The sequence below is a fragment of the Phytobacter diazotrophicus genome (assembly GCF_052061655.1).
Lineage (GTDB): Bacteria > Pseudomonadota > Gammaproteobacteria > Enterobacterales > Enterobacteriaceae > Phytobacter > Phytobacter diazotrophicus.
The window spans coordinates 1,442,918-1,462,400 of the sequence record NZ_CM125428.1; the positions used below are offsets into that span (position 1 = coordinate 1,442,918).

Sequence of the window (19,483 nt, forward strand, 5' to 3'; positions counted from 1 at the left end):
TTGGCAAGGCTGACTACAAGTTTATGTGACATTCGGCTTTTTTACCCCTTACGCGGCAAAACTGTCGGTTTCGACCATCATTAACTGCTCAATCAAAAAAGAGGGTCGGGTGTGGCTAAAACGATTTCACCGCTTGCGTTAACCGGATTTTTGCTCATCGCCGTGACGTATGGCATGGCGCGTTTTGCCTGGGGGCTGATGCTACCATCGGTAGGGCAGGATATTGCGCTGAGCCCACGGTCGGCCGGTGTTATCGCCGCCTGTAGCTATATCGCCTACTGTTTTTCATCGCTCTGGGCTGCCCCGGTAACCGGGCGTTACGGCGCCCGTACCACTGCAATCGTTTCGGCACTCTGCGCTGCGTTTGGGCTACTGATCCTGGCGTTGTCTTCGGGTGTACTACACCTTGCGCTGGGGCTGTTTATCGCCGGTCTGAGTTCGGGGCTGGCATCGCCGTCACTGGCTGCGGCGGTCAGCCAGGCTGTGGCAGAGCGTCGGCAGTCTACCACTAACACTTTTATCAATGCCGGTACTGGCGGCGGCATTATCCTTTCCGTACCGGTACTGCTTTTTATCCCCTTTGGGTGGCGTGGAGCCTGCGTAGCTTTCGCGGTGCTTGCTCTGCTTTGCCTGCTACCGGTGATGCGCTATTTACCCGCCGTCCGGGCGCCGGGGGCTAAAAAGGAGCAATCCTGGCGGCAGGTCTTACAGTGCCAGGCACTGCGGCGGCTGGCGCTGATTGCGTTTATCTGTGGGATAGCGAGCGCGGCGTGGTGGAACTTTGGGCCCGATATTCTGCAAAAACATCTGCACCTTGAAAAAGAGACCACCAGCATGTTGTGGCTGGTGAGCGGCGGGGCGGGAATTGCTGGCGTCTTTACTGGCGCGCTGGCCGCCCGGACAGGCTGGAACCCGGTTTACTGGCTGTCGCTGCTTTTTATGGCCGCGCCGCTGGTGCTACTGGCGGTAAGTCATGGTTATAGCGGGTGGCTGATTCCGGCGGCGGCCCTCTGTGGCGTGGGTTATATCACGCTTTCCGGCGTGCTGCTGGTCTGCGGTGCGTCCGCAACGGCAAATGCTCCCGCCGCCGGGGTGGGCATCGTCTTTTTTATGCTGGCGGTGGGGCAGGTGGCGGGGGCGATAATTTTTGGGCAACTCTATGCATTACTGGGGGCGGCCTGGTCGCTTTTCATTTTTGCCGGACTGGCGCTTTTTGTTATGTTGCTGACCCCGACGAAGCCGTGAATTAGCCTGCGTTGCGGGGTTTAGACGCCCGCGTTTTTTTTACGGGCTGGACGCTTTTCACTTCACTTTCTACCCAGCCATCGGCGAGACGGGTAGTAAGCGTATCGCCCGTTTTGACCTGTTTCGCCTGTTTCAGCACCTTGCCATCGGCGGCCGTGGTGACGCTATACCCGCGTGCCAGCGTCGATAACGGGCTGACCGCCTCCAGGTGCGTCACCGCCTTGCCGAAACGCTCTCGCGTCACGCTTAACTGTGCGCGCAGGCTTTCCGCCAGCCGGTATTCCAGTTGCTGAATACGCGTCTGCGCACGCCAGATCCGCGGCTGCGGGTTTTGCTGATTCAAACGCTGGGCGACGCGGCGTTGTCGCTGGCTAGCCTGTTTAAGCTGGCTATCCAGGGCGACACGCATCCGCTGGCGGAGTTTTTCCAGCACGGTTTGCTGACGGGCGAGGCGCAACTGCGGATGCTGCTGTTGCAGCCTGTGATTAAGTTGGGTAAAACGCCGGGTACGGTTAGCAATGAAAAAGTCCATCGCCATCTCAAGACGTTGTTGAGCAGACTGGATCTGGCGCAGCAGTTCCGTCTGGTTGCGACTGACGATTTCCGCGGCGGCAGAGGGGGTAGGGGCGCGTAAATCCGCCACAAAATCTGCAATGGTCACATCGGTTTCGTGGCCGACGGCGCTGACCACCGGAATGCGGCTGGCAAAAATGGCGCGCGCCACGCGTTCGTCGTTAAAGCTCCATAAATCTTCCAGCGAGCCACCGCCACGGCCAACAATCAGCACATCACATTCCTGACGTGCGTTCGCCAGTTCAATGGCGCGCACAATCTGCCCCGGCGCATCGTCACCTTGTACCGCCGTGGGGTAAATGACCACCGGCAGAGAAGGATCGCGTCGCCTCAGGACGTGAAGAATGTCATGCAGCGCAGCGCCGGTTTTCGAGGTGATAACGCCAATACAGTGGGCCGGTGTGGGGAGCGGTTGTTTGAACTGCTGATCGAAAAGCCCTTCTGCTGACAGCGCCGCTTTCAGTTGCTCATATTTCTGCTGCAGCAACCCTTCACCGGCGGGCTGCATGCTTTCAACGATTATCTGGTAATCGCCGCGCGGGTCATAGAGCGTGACGGAGGCGCGAACCAGTACCTGTTGGCCATGCTGCGGGCGGAACGTTACGCGACGGTTGCTGTTACGGAACATCGCACCGCGAACCTGCGCCGTGTCGTCTTTAAGCGTGAAATACCAGTGACCAGAGGCAGGCTGTGTGAAATTGGAGATTTCACCCGTTATCCAGACCTGGCCCATTTCGCGTTCCAGCAGGCTACGTACTGTTTGATTCAGGCGAGTAACGGTAAAAATTGCGGGGCTTTGAAGAGATGACATGTGAGCTAGATCAAATTCTAAATCAGCAGGTTATTCAGTCGATAGTAACCCGCTCAGAGATGAGTGCAAGTATTTTTCGCAAAAAAATGTGGAAGCAATCGGTTACGCTCTGTATAATGCCACGGCAATATTTAACCACCCAGGTCAGAGATATTGCCCATGCTACGTATCGCTAAAGAAGCCCTGACGTTTGACGACGTCCTCCTCGTTCCCGCTCACTCCACCGTTCTGCCGAATACTGCCGATTTGAGCACTCAGCTCACTAAGACCATTCGTCTGAATATTCCGATGCTCTCCGCAGCAATGGACACCGTTACGGAAGCGCGCCTGGCAATTGCCCTGGCACAGGAAGGCGGCATTGGCTTTATTCATAAAAACATGTCCATCGAACGCCAGGCTGAAGAAGTTCGCCGTGTTAAAAAACACGAGTCCGGCGTGGTTAAAGACCCTCAGACCGTTTTGCCAACCACTACCCTGCGCGAAGTGAAAGAACTGACCGAGCGTAACGGTTTTGCCGGTTACCCGGTGGTTGCCGAAGACAATTCACTGGTGGGGATCATTACCGGTCGTGACGTTCGCTTTGTCACCGACCTGAACCAGCCTGTTAGCGTATACATGACGCCGAAAGAGCGTCTGGTCACCGTTCGCGAAGGCGAAGCGCGTGAAGTTGTATTCGCGAAAATGCACGAAAAACGCGTAGAGAAAGCGCTGGTTGTCGACGATAAATTCCGTCTGCTCGGCATGATCACCGTGAAAGACTTCCAGAAAGCGGAACGTAAACCGAACGCCTGTAAGGACGAGCAAGGCCGTCTGCGTGTCGGTGCGGCGGTTGGCGCAGGTGCGGGCAACGAAGAGCGTGTTGATGCGCTGGTTGCGGCGGGCGTCGACGTTCTGCTGATTGACTCCTCTCATGGCCATTCCGAAGGCGTTCTGCAGCGTATTCGTGAAACCCGTGCCAAATACCCCGATCTGCAAATCATTGGCGGTAACGTAGCGACGGGCGCAGGCGCACGTGCGCTGGCGGAAGCCGGTTGCAGCGCAGTGAAAGTCGGTATCGGCCCTGGCTCTATCTGTACCACCCGTATCGTGACCGGCGTGGGTGTTCCGCAGATTACGGCTGTATCCGACGCGGTTGAAGCGCTGGAAGGCACTGGTATTCCGGTTATCGCTGACGGTGGTATCCGCTTCTCTGGCGACATCGCCAAAGCGATTGCCGCTGGCGCGGCAGCGGTGATGGTGGGCTCAATGCTGGCAGGCACCGAAGAATCCCCGGGCGAAATCGAACTCTACCAGGGCCGCTCTTACAAATCTTACCGCGGGATGGGTTCTCTGGGCGCGATGTCCAAAGGCTCCTCTGACCGTTACTTCCAGACGGATAATGCCGCTGACAAACTGGTGCCGGAAGGTATCGAAGGTCGCGTGGCGTATAAAGGTCGCCTGAAAGAGATCATTCACCAGCAAATGGGCGGCCTGCGTTCCTGTATGGGTCTGACCGGCTGTGGTACCATCGACCTGCTGCGCACTAAAGCGGAATTCGTGCGTATCAGCGGTGCGGGCATCCAGGAAAGCCACGTCCATGATGTGACCATCACCAAGGAATCCCCGAACTACCGTATGGGCTCCTGATATTTTCCACGCCCGGCTAAATGCCGGGCGATTTTGTTTCACTTGCCTCGGAATTAGCGTCAATGACGGAAAACATTCATAAACATCGCATCCTTATCCTCGATTTCGGTTCTCAGTACACGCAACTTGTTGCCCGCCGCGTGCGTGAGCTTGGTGTTTACTGTGAACTGTGGGCATGGGATGTCACCGAAGCGCAGATTCGTGAATTTAACCCAAGCGGTATCATTCTTTCCGGCGGCCCGGAAAGTACCACTGAGGATAACAGCCCGCGCGCACCGCAGTATGTGTTTGAAGCTGGCGTGCCGGTATTTGGCGTGTGCTACGGCATGCAGACCATGGCGATGCAGTTGGGCGGCCATGTCGAAGCGTCCAGCGAGCGCGAATTCGGCTATGCACAGGTAGAAGTTCTGACCGACAGCGCCCTGATTCGTGGTATTGAAGATTCCCTGACCGCAGACGGCAAACCGCTGCTGGACGTGTGGATGAGCCATGGCGATAAAGTGACGGCTATCCCGTCTGACTTTGTTACCGTTGCCAGCACCGAAACCTGTCCGTTCGCCATTATGGCTAACGAAGAAAAACGCTTCTACGGCGTACAGTTCCACCCGGAAGTGACCCATACCCGTCAGGGCCTGCGTATGCTGGAGCGTTTCGTTATCGATATCTGCCAGTGTGAAGCCCTGTGGACCCGGCGAAAATCATCGACGACGCTATCGAACGCATCCGCGCGCAGGTTGGTGACGACAAAGTGATCCTCGGCCTGTCCGGCGGCGTTGACTCCTCCGTGACGGCGATGCTGCTGCACCGTGCAATCGGCAAAAACCTGACCTGCGTGTTCGTCGATAACGGTCTGCTGCGTCTGAATGAAGCTGAGCAGGTAATGGATATGTTCGGCGACCACTTCGGCCTGAACATTGTTCACGTGGAAGGCGAATCACGCTTCCTGAGTGAACTGGCGGGCGAGAACGATCCGGAAGCCAAACGCAAAATCATTGGTCGCGTGTTCGTTGAAATCTTCGACGAAGAAGCCCTGAAACTTGAAGACGTGAAATGGCTGGCGCAGGGCACAATTTACCCTGACGTGATCGAGTCTGCCGCATCGGCGACCGGTAAAGCGCACGTGATTAAGTCTCACCACAACGTGGGCGGCCTGCCGAAAGAGATGAAGATGGGTCTGGTTGAACCGCTGCGTGAGCTGTTCAAAGACGAAGTACGTAAAATCGGCCTTGAGCTGGGTCTGCCGTACGATATGCTTTACCGCCATCCGTTCCCGGGGCCAGGCCTTGGCGTTCGCGTTCTGGGCGAAGTGAAGAAAGAGTACTGCGACCTGCTGCGTCGTGCCGATGCCATCTTTATTGAAGAGCTGCGTAAAGCTGACCTTTACAACAAAGTTAGCCAGGCTTTTACCGTCTTCCTGCCGGTCCGCTCTGTTGGCGTGATGGGCGATGGCCGTAAGTACGACTGGGTTGTCTCTCTGCGTGCCGTTGAAACCATCGACTTTATGACCGCGCACTGGGCACACCTGCCGTACGACTTCCTCGGCCGCGTTTCCAACCGCATCATCAACGAAGTGAATGGCATCTCCCGCGTGGTGTATGACATCAGCGGTAAACCGCCAGCGACGATTGAGTGGGAATAAGCGATAACGTCCTTCTGCCTTAAACCAACCCTCTGTTTTTACAGAGGGTTTTTATTTCTCTAATCATTTATCAGAAAAGACAAAACAGAAGGTTTATTGTTGGTGGTCTGAATATGGTCTATATTAAAACCATCTGTGTCATGTAGAGTGTGAGGGGAAGATGCAATGAAAGTGGAGACAATTAGCTACGTTAAAAAAAATGCGGCCACGCTCGATGTGTCAGAACCCATTCTGGTGACGCAAAATGGTGTGCCTGCTTATGTGATAGAGTCCTATGACCAGCAGCAGGAACGAGAAAATGCCATCGCTTTGCTGAAACTGCTAACCCTGTCAGAGAAAGATAAAGCTGAGGGGCGCGTGTTCTCAAAAGACCAGTTGCTGGATGGTCTTGCGGATTAAACGCAGAACACGCAACGCTAAGGGACTTCTATGGAACCGCAGGTTACCTTCGAGTACACGCTTACTGTAAGACTCTGTGTCGACACAATAGTGAGTTATCTGCGCCGTGTTGATGTCGAGCCGCGTCCGGTTATCGCAGATATTCTCGCACAGTTTGAGAGTACCGTTGGTCAGTTCCCGTTGGGCTGCCAGATTTGCCCTGAACTGCTGAAAATTGGCTGCGCCAAATACCGGGAGTTTAACCACGCTGACGGTTACAGGGTTTTGTATGCAGTAGAGGGAACATCAGTAACAGCGCATGCGATCCTGGCACATCGGCAGGACATCCAACAGTTACTGTTTAAGCGTTTGATAATGGCCTGATAAACCTGAATGCGCGTTTTCCGGCAATAATACGAACCTACGAAGACACCAGTAAGCCTCAAGCTGCCGGTGTTTTTTTTATGTGTGGTTAGCAGATTGATGATATTTACTATGCAGTCGCTAAGTGGCTACCTGGCGCAGGTTTTTTGATATCTAACATAAAATTTAAAGGAGCGCATAGTATGCAGCCTGTATGTTTAATGGGTGACGGATATGAACCTCATGTGGCGCAATTGGGAGAGCAACTGAGCTATTCATTGCCCGTCGACTCCGGATTCGTCAGTTTTAGCTTCACATTTACTATCTGACAGGCCGACCTTGATGTCCTGCTTTCTGATGACTACCGCCGTGCGGTGCTTGAAGTCATTGCACACACGCTACTCCAGCGCTCAACGCTTCCCGGTAATACCCGTTTTACCCAAAGCGAATTCGATAGTCTTGTCGCCGATACGCTCCATTCAACGCGCGATTTTCTCGAGGCTTTCATCGCAAAAGTAAGCCTGGAGAACCACATTGTGATTGAAAAATATGTGCACGATATTTTGAACAGGCGCTTAAACACAAAGTAAATGGACTTCTCGCCCCACCATTCCAGGCATTAGACGGGGCGGGCATTTTATGCCAACCTTTTGGCTGAGTGTTCTTTGTATGTCCTGGATTTGCTCATCGACGCTTTATCTTCATTGCGCTTGCGACCTCATTGGATACGAGGAATGCGAGCGAAGGGCGAATCATCATCGGAACACGGACTTCGGCCCCTCTCACTTGCCACGATGCTCACTATGTTTAAAAAACTTCTCAGCGCCCTTAGTGGCAAAAAAGAACAGACCCCAGGCCCTGTGGAATCTGAACATACGCAGGCAGGACACGCCCCGGTTCCAAATGAAGAGATGATCGTGGCATACGACGCCAACGGGCGAGAAATGCATATCGCCCGCAGAGACTGGCGAAACAATGTTTTCCTGCCCGGCCTTGAGCAAAAGTGGAATAACGCGGCAGAACTTTATGATGCGATCCTGGGGGGCCTGAACGATGGTTTTGCCGCCGATCTTATTCCTGCCGCCGCGCGCCTGGTGGAGATTGATGACGACCCCGAACGCAGTCATACCATTCAGAGCATTGTGCTGATGGAAAATAAACGACTGGTTGAGGCCGAAAACACACTGCAGGCCGGTATAGCGAAAGTCGGGGCTACGGGAATTTTGCTGACCAATCTGGCAAAAGTTTTCTCTCACAAGGGTGACGATGCCCGTGCCGAGGAACTGCTCTGGCAGGCTATCGAAGCCGACCCCAATCTGGATAATGGCTTGCTCTGGTGGGCGAGTATTAAGCAGGAGCGTGAAGGGGAAGCGGGATATGTCGCGGGTCTACGTACCGTTGCGGCGCTGCCCGGCTCCTGGCGCGCGCAACTCTGGCTGGCGCGCTATCACCTGGAACATAACAATGTAGCGGCCGCCCGGGCACTGTATGACGAAGTTCTCGCCGGTGGGAGATATGACGGCAGTTCGCTGATGATGATCTCCGGCGATCTGGGCAGAAACGGCGAGATTGCGCTGCTTGTTGAGCTCATTGCTCCCGTGTATGACGAGCAGCGCCACGATCCGATGGCCGGTATTAACCTGCTGCGAGCTTATCAGGAGCTGGGTAACCCCGACGAAGGGGAAAAGCTGTTAAGCCGGATGTATGCGCTGGACTACCCACCGCTTAAACAGTATCTGGATGAATCCGCCCGCGCCTTCCAGAAAATGCGCGAGCAGTACGCCCAGGGCACACCCACCGACCCTGGCGAGGTGGAAATCAATACGCTTGCCCTTACGCAGCCTGTCTGGCAGTACGGGCTGTGTAATGCCGACTGGCTTTTCGGGCAGAAACCGCAAGAGGCAAACACGGTCGGTTTCTTTGTGCTGAGTAAAATCGACGATGACCCGACACCTTCCGAATCTCAGCGTGAGGATGACCTGGGGCGCCTTACCCGTGCAATCCCACTGTATCTTGCCGAGGCAACCCACTACTGGAGTGATTATGCCGCCCGTTGTTACGTGCAGGTCGCCACGGGCATCGGGCCGGTTGTCTCAACCCATGTGTTTGATGGCAACGAGCTGTTCGACCTTGTCCCGCCAGAAATGAAATACTTCGTGACCGGGGAGATAGGTTGCTCAGGAGAAGGGGAACAGCGTCAGTGGCAGCTCACGCTCAGCCTTTGGGATTGTACCCAACGAACCCAATGCGGTACTGAGAGCAGCACGGTAGCGCAGTCTGAGCTGGGAGCGCTGGTGCTTGAGCTGGAGCAACGCCTGCTGGCAAAAGTGGGAGCGGTGAACCCTCAGCCGCTGGATGCGTTCTATGCGCGTCCATCCGTTGATGCGATGGATATCTATCTTGGTGAACTGGGCCAGGCCTTTATGTTAACGCTGGTGGCTAACCAGCAGGTGCCGCGTTCAGCCGTATGGGGTGAGCGGACAATGCTGGAGTGGCCGCTCAACATGGCGTTGCAGTGGCCACAGGCGGAAGTGCCGAAGCTGATGTACTTCTCCGGGCTGGGGAAAGCTTTTGATTATCAATCGGAGGTGCTGGGCGAATATAAAAAGCGTACGCTGGAGCTGTTGCGCACCACCACGCAGGAAAACAGCCCGGCGGCACAGCTTGCCCCCCTGGTCTGGAAAATATTTGGCATGCAGGATGAATTCAGCGCCGGGCAGCAAAATATGCCAGCGCACGCCAGCCCGGCTTATGCTGAGTGGCTCACGCGCGTTGCCGAAAAGTAGCTGCTCGAAGTCTGGAATCATGTGAGGAGGAGGGAGAGATGACAACGCGGAACATTGAACAACGCTTCTGGCGCTCTCCGCTTGTGCCGTGGGTCGAATGGCGTTCTACCGTACAAAGTACGCAGGCCTATAAACTGCACCAGCACCCTCAGTTGTCTATTGGCGCGATTATCGACGGCGAGACCGTTACGCGTTGCAGTGGTCATGAATATCACCTCTCTCAGGGCGATATGGTGCTGATAGCGCCCCGTGAAGCGCACAGTTGCAATCCGGCAGCCGAACGTCCACGTAGCTATCACATGTTGTACCTTGATGAGGCGTGGTGCCTGCAACAGTTGGGGTTCGCGCCAGGGGAGCATCTTCACTGCGCACAAACGGTGTTACGCAATCCTTCATTCTTCACCGCCTTTATGCACATTATCTCCCTGTTGGAAGATAACCAGACTGGGGAATTACAGGAGGCGGTACGTGCGCTGCTTGTCAGCCTGCCCGGCCTGCAAACTGCGGCGAAACCGGCTGAACTCTGCAACTATATGCAAACGACGCTACTGGCCGATATTCAGCAGCCCCCGTCGCTGGATTGCCTGGCACAGCGGTACATGCTGCGTAAAGAGACGCTGATTCGCCAGTTCAAGCTGGCGACAGGGCTGACGCCAGGAGCCTGGGTCAATAATGCCCGTGTGGAATTTGCTAAAGCACAGTTGCGGGCGGGCAGTGATATCGCCGATGTGGGTTATCAAAGCGGTTTTGCCGATCAAAGCCATTTTCACCGCACGTTCGTCAGTTTTACCTCTTCCACGCCCCGCCAGTATGCGCAGGGGCGATCAATATCAGACAATAATTAAGTCTGACAACGCCATAAAGTGACCTCGTCTTTTACTGATGAGGTTGCTATGTCTTTGTTACCCGAATTTATTCCCGCCGCGTTTCCACTGCTTGCGCTTTCACACTTTGTAGCGCTGGTCAGTCCTGGCCCTGATTTCTTCCTGCTGGCCGGTTACGCCATCCGTTATCGCCTGCGGGGCAGCGCCGGAATTGGTCCGGGGATCGCGCTGGGAAACGCGTTTTATATTGTGGTGGCGATGTGTGGCTGGCGGCTATTACAGGATTACGGGCTGCTGTTTCGTCTGATTGAAATTGCTGGCGCGCTCTATTTAATCTGGATTGGCGGGCATCTGTTGCGCAGCCGTAAGCAGGTGCTGGCGCTCAACGCCACCCGGATGGATTGCCCGTCGTGGCGAAAACAGTTTCTACTTGGGCTGGGGTCCGCGTTACTTAATCCCAAAAATGCGCTTTTTTATCTGGCGCTGATGACCTGGAATCCTGGGCGCGAACGTCACATTTGCGCAGCGAATCTTTTCCGGCGTATGGATGAGCCTGGCGGTGCTGGCATGGAATCTTGCCATCGCGACATTGATCGGATTATCCGCCATACAGATACGTCTCACAGCCTGGGTGCATATTATTGAGCGCGTAGCCGGAGCTGTCCTCGCCGGATTTGGCGTGGCGATGATCCTGACGATGGTGCGTCATGCGTTGATGTGACAAACCCCACGTAAAGACGTGTACAAATAAAAACAGTGCGTTAGCGTTGTGCGGAAGAATCGATAGGTTGGCTTACTTGCTGAGACTGGAGCTTATCCTGATGATGATACCAGGCACCAATTGAGGAATAGATAAAACGACCAAAGAAAAAAATAAAGCTGATTAGCAGTACGATACGGGTCATGCGACTGTCAAATCGATGGCGTTTTCGCATAGGGGTTGCCTGACTCACAAAAGGTTCCTTAAGGTTTACCCCATAAAAAGGGCGACCTTGACATTAAGGCACAGAGTGCGGGTGAGGTCAATTCTTAACCACGCAAAATTTTACCGGAGGAAAATATTAATGAGTTTTATATAAAATAAATTAAGTATTTAAGTCATGAATGCTAATCTGCGTCTCTTTTTAAAAAGCGTAAAAATTGATTAATTCGGCGAGTTTTATTTGATGTGCATCAATCACTGATTGCCCTACAGAACTAAAATTCACGCTCATTTGCTATTTACGCGCTTACAGTCAGGTTGGATGCCTGCCTGAAATACCCATTGGGAAACTGGGTTTTTTGTCGAGCATCTATGACTCCGTTAAAAAAATATCATCAGCACAAAGACAAATGGTGGGCATTACCGCTCGTGTTGCCATGTCTTTTACTGCCACTGTTTAACCTGGCGAATACCTATACGCATGTCGCGGGTGAAACGGTTGTCCTTTTCTCCCTGCCAATGGCGCTGATGTTCAGTCTGATGGTGGTCTTTGGCTGGGCAGCGCTACCCGGCATGGTTCTCGCACTGGTCCTGAATATCGGCATGCACGATATCTCTGAGCTTGTGGCGCAAATTTTTCATTTGCTTATTCCCGTGGTCATCAGTTGGGGCGGCTATCGCGTTTTTGTTACGCGTCGGCAAAATATTGCCTACGGAAACGCCGCTTTTATTGCCCAGCGAATTTTCTGGCAGGTCTTTTGCCCGGCAACGATTTATTTGATTATTCTCGAGTTCGTTATCTGGCTGGCGCTGTACGATACGGATTTTAGTAAGACCGATATATTATCGTTAAATATTCATTTACTGATTGATTATCAGGCGTTACTGGTCGGGACCATGACCGGTATTCCGCTCTGCTATTTGGTTATTCGTATCATCCGCCATCCGCGTTATCTGCGAAGCTGGTTATCGCAACTGCGCCATGAATTCGACCCGAAAGTGACTCGCTGTGAGATGGCTATCTGGCTGAGTATCCTGGCCGGATTGGTCATACTGTTGCTCATGCCGCTGAATGAAAATAGCTCCATTTTCAGCACCAACTACACGCTCTCTCTGGTATTGCCTGTCATGCTATGGGGGGCGTTACGCTATGGATACCGGTTTATATCGGTGCTCTGGACGCTGCTGTTGATTGTCTCGGTACACTATTTTTATCGTTATCTTCCCGTCTATCCGGCTTATGAAATTCAACTGGCTATCGCCTCGTCGAGTTACCTGGTTTACTCTTTTATCATTCTTTGTGTATCGGTACTGGCAACACGACAACGGCATGTTCATGCCCGTGCTCGTCGTCTTGCCTATCTTGATCCCGTCGTTCAGATACCCAATCTGCGCGCCCTCAATCGTGCGCTTGCGGGCTCACCCTGGTCTGTTCTTTGTTATTTAAGTGTGCCGGAACTGGAAGTGCTGGGGCGTAACTATGGCGTGATGCTGCGTATTCAGTACAAGCAAAAACTGTCGGACTGGCTTAAAAACAGCCTTGATGAAGACGAACGTGTCTACCATCTCTCAGGCCATGATCTGGCTATTCGTCTTAACACCCAGTCGCACCAGAACCGGATTGAAGCGCTGGATGCCCAAATTAAGGCGTTTCGTTTCTTCTGGGATGATATGCCGCTGCAGCCACAGGTGGGCATGAGCTATTGCTATGTGCGCTCACCGGTGCAGCACCTCTACTTGCTGCTTGGCGAACTGAGTACCATTGCAGACTTGTCGCTGGCGACAAATCATCCGGAAAGCTTGCAGCATAGCGGGGCGGCGAACCTCCAGCGTAGCCTTAAGGACAAGGTGGATATGATGAACCGTCTGCAACTCGCGCTGGAAGAGAACCGCTTTAGTTTACTGGTGCAGCCTATCGCCGGGATGCGCGGTGACAGCTACTACGAAATTCTGCTACGCATGAATGAAGAGAACGGCCAGTACATTAATCCGGATGATTTTCTGCCGGTTGCCCATGAGTTCGGCCTGTCATCACGTATCGATCTTTGGGTAGTGGAACATGTGCTGAGTTTTATGTCTGCTCATCGCGCAACGCTACCCGCGCAGCGTTTTGCCATTAACCTGTCGCCCGCCTCTGTGTGTCGGGCACAGTTTTCTCTGGAGGTGGGGCGGCTACTGAAAAAATATGGTATCGAGGCGTGGCAGTTGATCTTTGAGATAACCGAGAGTAACTCGTTAACTAATCTGGAGCAGGCAAATCAAACGCTCGGCCAACTGCAAAAAATGGGCTGTAGCGTAGCGATTGACGATTTTGGTACCGGTTACGCCAGTTATTCCCGACTGAAAAATGTGAATGCCGATATCCTGAAAATCGACGGCAGCTTTATCCGCAATATCGTATCCAATAGTCTGGATTATCAGATTGTCGCCTCTATTTGCCATCTGGCGAGAATGAAAAAGATGCAGGTCGTGGCGGAGTATGTCGAGAATGAAGAGATACGCAGCGCAGTGGTTGCGCTGGGTATCGATTATTTGCAGGGATATTTGATTGGTAAACCAGAGCCGCTGGAAAATCTGCCAGGGCAGATTCAGGCGGCCTGATTTTATGCCGCTACGCCGGGCGACTGCTCTTCTTCAACTTTGAGTCGCCAGCCGGTGACGGCTTCCCAGTACTCCTGTTCCCGTTCCAGGTCGAAGAGAACCAGTGCATTCTGGCTGAACCAGTCGTGCGGGAAGCTCAGCGTCCAGTGGTTATCATCGGTCGTAAGACGCAGAGTTGGTGGCGTCGTTGTCGCCTGGCGCTGGTTATTCAGCAACACCCCAAGGCGTAAAAGCTGAATTAACGGCAGATAGTGCTTTTTCTTGAACAACGTGAAGCGCGGTAAGTCATCCAGCTTGATCGCTTTGCGGTGATAGCGCACCAGCGTGGCCATCATCAGTTGCTGCTCCTGGTTATAGCCCGGCAGATCGCTGTTTTGCAGGATATAAGCCGAATGACGATGCATACCGCTGTGGTTAATATTTAAACCGACTTCATGCAGCATGGCTGCCCATTTCAGTAGCGCCGCCAGTTGCGGATTAATGAGCTTCGGATTTTGCGCCTGCCACTGATCGTACATGTGCATGGTAGTTTCCAGCACGCGACGCGCCTGTTCGCGGTCGATATTGTATTGATTAGCAAGGCTCTGTGCCGTACGGCTGCGAATATCCTGATGGCGGAAACGGCCTTCCATTTCATACAGCACGCCTTCGCGCAGCGCACCGTCTGAGAGGCGAAGTTCATTAATTGCCAGCGCGTCAAATACCCCGCAGAGAATTGCCAGACCTGGAACGAAGACCGCTTTACGTTCGTCGGACAGACCCGGCAAGTTCAGTTCGTCGAAGTTTTTGAACTTCACAACTTCGGCGACCAGTTTTTTGAGGCGCTCAGGCGTGATGATGCCGTCCTTTTCCCCTAACGCCAGTAGCACTTCATGGGCCGCTTTGATACTGCCGGACGCGCCAAGCGCGACGTCCCAGCCCTGAATACGGAACTGCCAGGCCAGCGTTTCCAGTTTCTGCGTTGCGGCAACGCGGGCGCGCTGGAAGTTTTCCGCATTGATTGTTCCGCCCGCGAAATAAAGCTGCGCGAAGCTGACGCAGCCCATACGACGGCTTTCCACCAGTTTGGGTTCAAAATCTTCGCCAATGACCAGTTCGGTCGAACCGCCGCCGATATCAATAACCAGCTTGCGGCCTTTTTCCGGCTGCGTATGTTCAACGCCCATAAAAATCAGGCGCGCTTCTTCATTACCCGCGATGATTTCGATGGGGTAGGGAATAACCTTTTCTGCCCGTTTAAGAAACTCCGGTGCGTTGAGCGCCTGGCGCAACGTGTGGGTCCCTACAATACACACGCTTGAAGGATCAAAACCTTGCAGGCGTTCTGCAAACAGCGACAGACACGCGAGACCGCGCTCCATAGCCTCTTCACTCAGCATATTATTGCTGTCGAGGCCATCCGCCAGATGTACGCGTTGTTTCAGACGGCCAATGATCTGCATGGCGCCATCAACAACGCGGGCAATCACCATATGAAAACTGTTCGAACCCAGGTCGACCGCAGCAAATTCCTGCGGTCGTGCTGTCTTTTCATTTATCGGCATAGATTAGTCAGACTGTTCAAGTGATGTCAGATATTCATGAATCGCGAGCTGTGCGCGTACTTTGCGGCGGTTGCCGCGCGGCACATATCGATTACTGAGTTCTTTATCGACGTAGCGTGCTTTGACGGTATCACTGAACAGAAGATCAATGATATCCAGTACCTGCTGTTTAAGGCGCGGATCGAGCAACGGCGCCGCTACTTCAATACGGTAATCGATGTTTCGCGTCATCCAGTCAGCAGACGACAGATACACTTTTTTATCGCCGCCATTCTCAAAAATATAGATGCGATCGTGTTCAAGGAAACGGTCAACAATGCTAATTACGCGAATATTATCGCTGATGCCTTCCAGTTCAGGGATAAGCGAGCACATACCGCGCACCAGCAAATTCACCGGCACGCCAGAACTGGAGGCCGTATACAGCCGGTCAACCAGGCCTTTATCCACCAGGTTGTTGATTTTTAGCGTAATGCCCGAAGGAATGCCTTTCTGCGCATTGGCAATTTCGGTATCGATCATTTTGTAGAGCAGATCGCGCGAGTTTTGCGGCGAAACCATCAAATAATCGAAATTCACCGGACGGTACGGGTTCTCAATAAAGTTAAAGACCCGGCGCACTTCATTGGTGATACGCGCATCGGCGGTCAGCAATGAGTAGTCGGTATAGATACGTGCGGTCTTTTCGTTAAAGTTGCCGGTACCGATATGAGCGTAACGCACCACTTCATCGTTTTCCATACGCGACACCAGGAACAGCTTGGCGTGGATTTTCAGCCCCGGCGCCGAGAAGATAACCTGCACACCGGCTTCGGTCAGTCGCTTCGCCCAGTGGATGTTAGCCTCTTCATCGAAACGCGCCTGCAGCTCAACCACCACGGTCACTTTCTTGCCGTTATGGGCGGCGTGGATCATGGAGTCGATGATGCGCGAGTCTTTGGCCACGCGGTAGATATTGATTTTTATTGCCAGCACGCTTGGGTCAAACGACGCCTGGCGCAGCAGTTCCAGCACGTGCTCAAAGGTGTGATACGGATAATAGAGCAGCACATCGCGCTCGCGAATGGCATCAAAGCCGTTGCGGAACTTATCAAACCAGACATGGCGCAGGCGCGGCAACGGTTTGTTCACCAGGTTTGCTTTCCCAACGTTCGGGAAGTTGATGAAGTCTTTAAAGTTGTGGTAGCGACCGCCCGGAATAATGGAGTCGTAGCGGGAAATGGTCAGCTTCTCGCGAAGCATCTCAACCATGGCATCCGGCATATCACGCTGATACACAAAGCGTACCGGCTCTGCCGTCAGACGCTGTTTCAGGCTTGAAGACATCAGCTCCATCAGACTCGATTCCATCTCGTGCACCAGATCGTATTCGGCGTCACGGGTCATTTTCATCGAGTAGGCGTTCAGCGCGTCGTAATCAAAGAAGCCTTTGAAGATATCATCCAGGCAATAACGCAGGATATTATCCAGCAGGATCATCGGCTTGCGACGGCGCGGCGCTTCCGGCGGCAGGTTTACAAAACGCGGCACTTTATCAGACGGAATTTCTAGCAGGGCGTAGCGGATATCTTCGCCACGGATGATTTCCACCGCCAGGTAGGTGTAGTCGTCTTTTAAGAAGCGAATCAGATTGGTTTCGCGATTAATCAGTGTCGGCGTGATGTGCTGGCGCAGATACTGTCGGAAGTAGTGGCGCAGCCAGTTTTGCTGATTGGCGGAAAGCTGGCGTTCGTTAATCAAAAAGATCTGATTACGTGCCATTTCCAGCAGGAGTTCGTTATACAGGCCGTCAAATTCCTGATCGGCTTTCAGTACGCGGGCCTGTATTTTACCCAGCAGGTGGCGTGAATGGGTGTTGGTGCCTTGTCCTTGTTCTTCGCTAATAATGATGCGGCGTTTAAGTTCTGCGAAGCGAACTTTATAGAATTCATCAAGGTTGTTGGAATAAATCCCTAAAAAGCGCATGCGTTCAATGAGCGGGTTACTCTTATCCGCCGCTTCCTGCAGAACGCGCTCGTTAAAGCACAACCAACTTAGTTCTTTTTCCAGATATAGCTTTTCCTGACCCATTACAACTTACACTCCGGTTAACTCTCGGGACACGGCAATTCCTTCTCGCTATGGCAGTGTCCTCGTGTGCAGGTAAACGTGTTGGCGTTCGTTTGAGTGACACCCATATTATGGCGAGCTTTGCCATTAGATGTCCAACTGTGACAGATAAGTATGACAGTAATCCGGTTTTACCCGCAGAAAGGTGTTGCGCGCAACGGTATGTTACGCGCAGGCAAAGAAAAGATTTGCTTACTCGGCCGCGTAGCCCTGTTCTGGCAGACAAACGCCATCAAGCCAGGCTCTGTTTTCTTGCATAGCCAGACGGCCATCAACAAACCAACTCACGACCAGCGGGTAAATCGCATGTTCCTGAGTCTGGACGCGGGCGGTCACGTCTTCTTCGGTATCGCCCTCAAACACCGGTACCTGTGCCTGTAAAATCACCGGGCCGCCGTCCAGTTCGTCGGTAACAAAATGCACGGTGGTGCCGTGAACGTCATCACCGTTCTCCAGTACCTGACGGTGGGTGTGTAAACCGGGATATTTAGGTAGCAGGGAAGGGTGGATATTGATAAGGCGACCGGCGTAATGTGCCACGAAGTCCGGGCTGAGGATACGCATGTAGCCAGCCAGCACAACGATATCCGGGGCGTAAGCGTCAATCTCCTGCATCAGTTCACGGTCAAACGCTTCGCGACTGGCAAACTGAGAGGCAAGAAGCGCATGGGCGGGAATATTGGCTTCCCGCGCACGCTCAAGGCCGAATGCATCGGCCTTGTTACTGAATACTGCCCGGATGGTGCCATTTATTTTCTTCTGCTTGCAGGCATCAATTATTGCCTGCAAGTTGCTTCCGTTGCCGGAAATGAGCACCACAATGTTTTTCATTCGATGACCACGCGTTCACTGGAATCGGATGCTTTGATAATACCGATTTTCCACGCGTTTTCACCTTTGGCATTCAGGAATGCGATGGCCTTATCTGCTTCATCAGCAGGCAGGGCGATAACCATACCGACACCACAGTTGAAGGTGCGATACATCTCGTGACGGCTGACATTGCCCGCCGTTTGCAGCCAGTTGAAGACGGCCGGCCATTGCCAGGAGGACTCATCGATCACCGCCTGGGTATTGTCTGGCAGCACGCGCGGGATATTTTCCCAAAAGCCGCCGCCGGTCAGGTGGGCGATGGCGTGCACGTCTACGTTTTCAATCAGCTCGAGGATCGATTTCACGTAGATGCGGGTCGGAGTCAGCAGGTGATCCGCGAGGGATTTCCCTTCAAGCTGTGTCGTCTCAGGATCGCAACCGCTCACTTCGATGACTTTACGCACCAGGGAGTAGCCGTTGGAGTGCGGACCGCTGGACGCCAGTGCAATCAGCACATCACCGTCGGCCACTTTGGAACCGTCAATAATCTCGGATTTCTCAACAACGCCAACGCAGAAACCGGCAACATCGTAGTCTTCGCCGTGGTACATGCCCGGCATTTCAGCGGTTTCGCCGCCAACCAGCGCACAGCCAGACTGCAGGCAGCCTTCCGCGATACCGTTAATCACACTGGCTGCGGTGTCGACATCCAGTTTGCCGGTTGCGTAATAATCGAGGAAAAACAGCGGCTCTGCGCCCTGTACAACCAGGTCATTCACACACATGGCGACCAGGTCGATGCCGATGCTGTCATGGCGTTTCAGATCCATCGCCAGACGCAGTTTGGTACCTACGCCGTCAGTGCCGGAAACCAGTACTGGTTCACGATATTTTTGCGGCAATGCGCACAGCGCGCCGAAGCCACCCAGACCGCCCATCACTTCCGGACGACGAGTTTTCTTCACCACACCTTTGATTCGGTCAACCAGAGCATTACCTGCGTCAATATCAACACCGGCATCTTTGTAGCTAAGAGAGGTTTTATCGGTCACTGCTTGAGTCCCCACGCGTTTGCTTGCGGTTCACCCGTCATATTTCAGGCTGTTACCCGAACTAATCAGGTTTTGGAAATAAAATTCGGCGCAATTCTAACAGTGAAGGCAAACGTTTGCGAGTCCATTATTTCAGGCCGCCGGGGATTATTACGGTATACTCTTTTCCAGTCTGTTTGATCCGGATCAACGCCGCA

At 53.4% G+C, this 19,483-nt stretch carries 13 protein-coding genes and 3 pseudogenes; 10 read left to right on the top strand and 6 right to left on the bottom strand.

Features of this window, described 5'->3' with window-relative positions:
* Nucleotides 1-111: 111 nt before the first annotated feature.
* Nucleotides 112-1,245 carry an MFS transporter gene (locus ACS0RQ_RS07115; protein ID WP_271849596.1) on the top strand — a complete coding sequence of 378 codons (1,134 nt, stop codon included), beginning with the start codon at nucleotides 112-114 and terminating at the stop codon, nucleotides 1,243-1,245.
* Between the two features lies 1 nt (nucleotide 1,246).
* On the opposite strand, the gene xseA is transcribed toward ACS0RQ_RS07115, so the two are convergent.
* Nucleotides 1,247-2,629 (bottom strand): exodeoxyribonuclease VII large subunit, encoded by a 1,383-nt coding sequence (gene xseA / locus ACS0RQ_RS07120; protein WP_039079676.1) that lies wholly within the window; start codon nucleotides 2,627-2,629, stop codon nucleotides 1,247-1,249.
* Between the two features lie 159 nt (nucleotides 2,630-2,788).
* On the opposite strand from xseA, the gene guaB reads away from it, so the two are divergent.
* The 8 genes and pseudogenes from guaB (at nucleotide 2,789) to ACS0RQ_RS07160 (ending at nucleotide 10,966) form a co-directional block, all read left to right on the top strand.
* Nucleotides 2,789-4,255, top strand: a complete 1,467-nt coding sequence (gene guaB, locus ACS0RQ_RS07125) for an IMP dehydrogenase (RefSeq protein ID WP_039079791.1) — start codon at nucleotides 2,789-2,791, stop codon at nucleotides 4,253-4,255.
* Between the two features lie 62 nt (nucleotides 4,256-4,317).
* Nucleotides 4,318-5,894, top strand: a pseudogene (gene guaA, locus ACS0RQ_RS07130) (glutamine-hydrolyzing GMP synthase).
* 165 nt (nucleotides 5,895-6,059) lie between these two features.
* Nucleotides 6,060-6,293: a type II toxin-antitoxin system Phd/YefM family antitoxin gene (locus ACS0RQ_RS07135; protein WP_039079677.1), complete on the top strand. Its 234-nt coding sequence runs from the start codon at nucleotides 6,060-6,062 to the stop codon at nucleotides 6,291-6,293.
* A 30-nt stretch (nucleotides 6,294-6,323) separates the two neighbouring features.
* Nucleotides 6,324-6,656 (top strand): type II toxin-antitoxin system RelE/ParE family toxin, encoded by a 333-nt coding sequence (locus ACS0RQ_RS07140; RefSeq protein WP_271849597.1) that lies wholly within the window; start codon nucleotides 6,324-6,326, stop codon nucleotides 6,654-6,656.
* A gap of 182 nt (nucleotides 6,657-6,838) precedes the next feature.
* A pseudogene (locus tag ACS0RQ_RS07145) lies at nucleotides 6,839-7,225 on the top strand (hypothetical protein).
* A gap of 213 nt (nucleotides 7,226-7,438) precedes the next feature.
* On the top strand, nucleotides 7,439-9,421 hold the full coding sequence (locus tag ACS0RQ_RS07150) for a tetratricopeptide repeat protein (RefSeq protein WP_271849599.1): 1,983 nt from the start codon (nucleotides 7,439-7,441) through the stop codon (nucleotides 9,419-9,421).
* A gap of 38 nt (nucleotides 9,422-9,459) precedes the next feature.
* Complete coding sequence (locus ACS0RQ_RS07155; RefSeq protein WP_271849600.1) at nucleotides 9,460-10,266, top strand: AraC family transcriptional regulator; 807 nt, start codon at nucleotides 9,460-9,462, stop codon at nucleotides 10,264-10,266.
* A gap of 48 nt (nucleotides 10,267-10,314) precedes the next feature.
* A pseudogene (locus ACS0RQ_RS07160) lies at nucleotides 10,315-10,966 on the top strand (LysE family translocator).
* 40 nt (nucleotides 10,967-11,006) lie between these two features.
* On the opposite strand, the gene ACS0RQ_RS07165 reads toward ACS0RQ_RS07160, so the two are convergent.
* Entirely contained in the window at nucleotides 11,007-11,198 is a 192-nt protein-coding gene (locus ACS0RQ_RS07165) for a YfgG family protein (RefSeq protein WP_064572410.1), read from the bottom strand.
* 341 nt (nucleotides 11,199-11,539) lie between these two features.
* Here ACS0RQ_RS07165 and ACS0RQ_RS07170 point away from each other — a divergent pair, with 341 nt between their 5' ends.
* Nucleotides 11,540-13,768, top strand: a complete 2,229-nt coding sequence (locus ACS0RQ_RS07170) for a sensor domain-containing phosphodiesterase (protein WP_271849602.1) — start codon at nucleotides 11,540-11,542, stop codon at nucleotides 13,766-13,768.
* Nucleotides 13,769-13,770: 2 nt separating this feature from the next.
* Here the strand turns inward: ACS0RQ_RS07170 and ppx are convergent, their stop codons facing one another.
* From ppx to purM, 4 genes are all read right to left on the bottom strand, one after another.
* Nucleotides 13,771-15,312 carry an exopolyphosphatase gene (gene ppx / locus ACS0RQ_RS07175; RefSeq protein ID WP_271849603.1) on the bottom strand — a complete coding sequence of 514 codons (1,542 nt, stop codon included), beginning with the start codon at nucleotides 15,310-15,312 and terminating at the stop codon, nucleotides 13,771-13,773.
* 3 nt (nucleotides 15,313-15,315) lie between these two features.
* Nucleotides 15,316-17,382, bottom strand: a complete 2,067-nt coding sequence (gene ppk1 / locus ACS0RQ_RS07180) for a polyphosphate kinase 1 (protein ID WP_271849604.1) — start codon at nucleotides 17,380-17,382, stop codon at nucleotides 15,316-15,318.
* 231 nt (nucleotides 17,383-17,613) lie between these two features.
* Nucleotides 17,614-18,252, bottom strand: a complete 639-nt coding sequence (gene purN, locus ACS0RQ_RS07185; RefSeq protein WP_271849605.1) for a phosphoribosylglycinamide formyltransferase — start codon at nucleotides 18,250-18,252, stop codon at nucleotides 17,614-17,616.
* Nucleotides 18,249-19,286 (bottom strand): phosphoribosylformylglycinamidine cyclo-ligase, encoded by a 1,038-nt coding sequence (gene purM, locus ACS0RQ_RS07190; RefSeq protein ID WP_039079687.1) that lies wholly within the window; start codon nucleotides 19,284-19,286, stop codon nucleotides 18,249-18,251. Before purM ends, purN begins: the two co-directional genes overlap by 4 nt.
* Nucleotides 19,287-19,483: the final 197 nt, after the last annotated feature.

Coding starts and splice junctions, on each gene's coding strand:
- ACS0RQ_RS07135 (WP_039079677.1), top strand. CDS start 6,060: ATGAAAGTGGAGACAATTAGCTACGTTAAAAAAAATGCGGCCACGCTC.
- guaB (WP_039079791.1), top strand. CDS start 2,789: ATGCTACGTATCGCTAAAGAAGCCCTGACGTTTGACGACGTCCTCCTC.
- ACS0RQ_RS07170 (WP_271849602.1), top strand. CDS start 11,540: ATGACTCCGTTAAAAAAATATCATCAGCACAAAGACAAATGGTGGGCA.
- ppk1 (WP_271849604.1), bottom strand. CDS start 17,382: ATGGGTCAGGAAAAGCTATATCTGGAAAAAGAACTAAGTTGGTTGTGC.
- ppx (WP_271849603.1), bottom strand. CDS start 15,312: ATGCCGATAAATGAAAAGACAGCACGACCGCAGGAATTTGCTGCGGTC.
- purN (WP_271849605.1), bottom strand. CDS start 18,252: ATGAAAAACATTGTGGTGCTCATTTCCGGCAACGGAAGCAACTTGCAG.
- xseA (WP_039079676.1), bottom strand. CDS start 2,629: ATGTCATCTCTTCAAAGCCCCGCAATTTTTACCGTTACTCGCCTGAAT.
- ACS0RQ_RS07140 (WP_271849597.1), top strand. CDS start 6,324: ATGGAACCGCAGGTTACCTTCGAGTACACGCTTACTGTAAGACTCTGT.
- ACS0RQ_RS07155 (WP_271849600.1), top strand. CDS start 9,460: ATGACAACGCGGAACATTGAACAACGCTTCTGGCGCTCTCCGCTTGTG.
- ACS0RQ_RS07150 (WP_271849599.1), top strand. CDS start 7,439: ATGTTTAAAAAACTTCTCAGCGCCCTTAGTGGCAAAAAAGAACAGACC.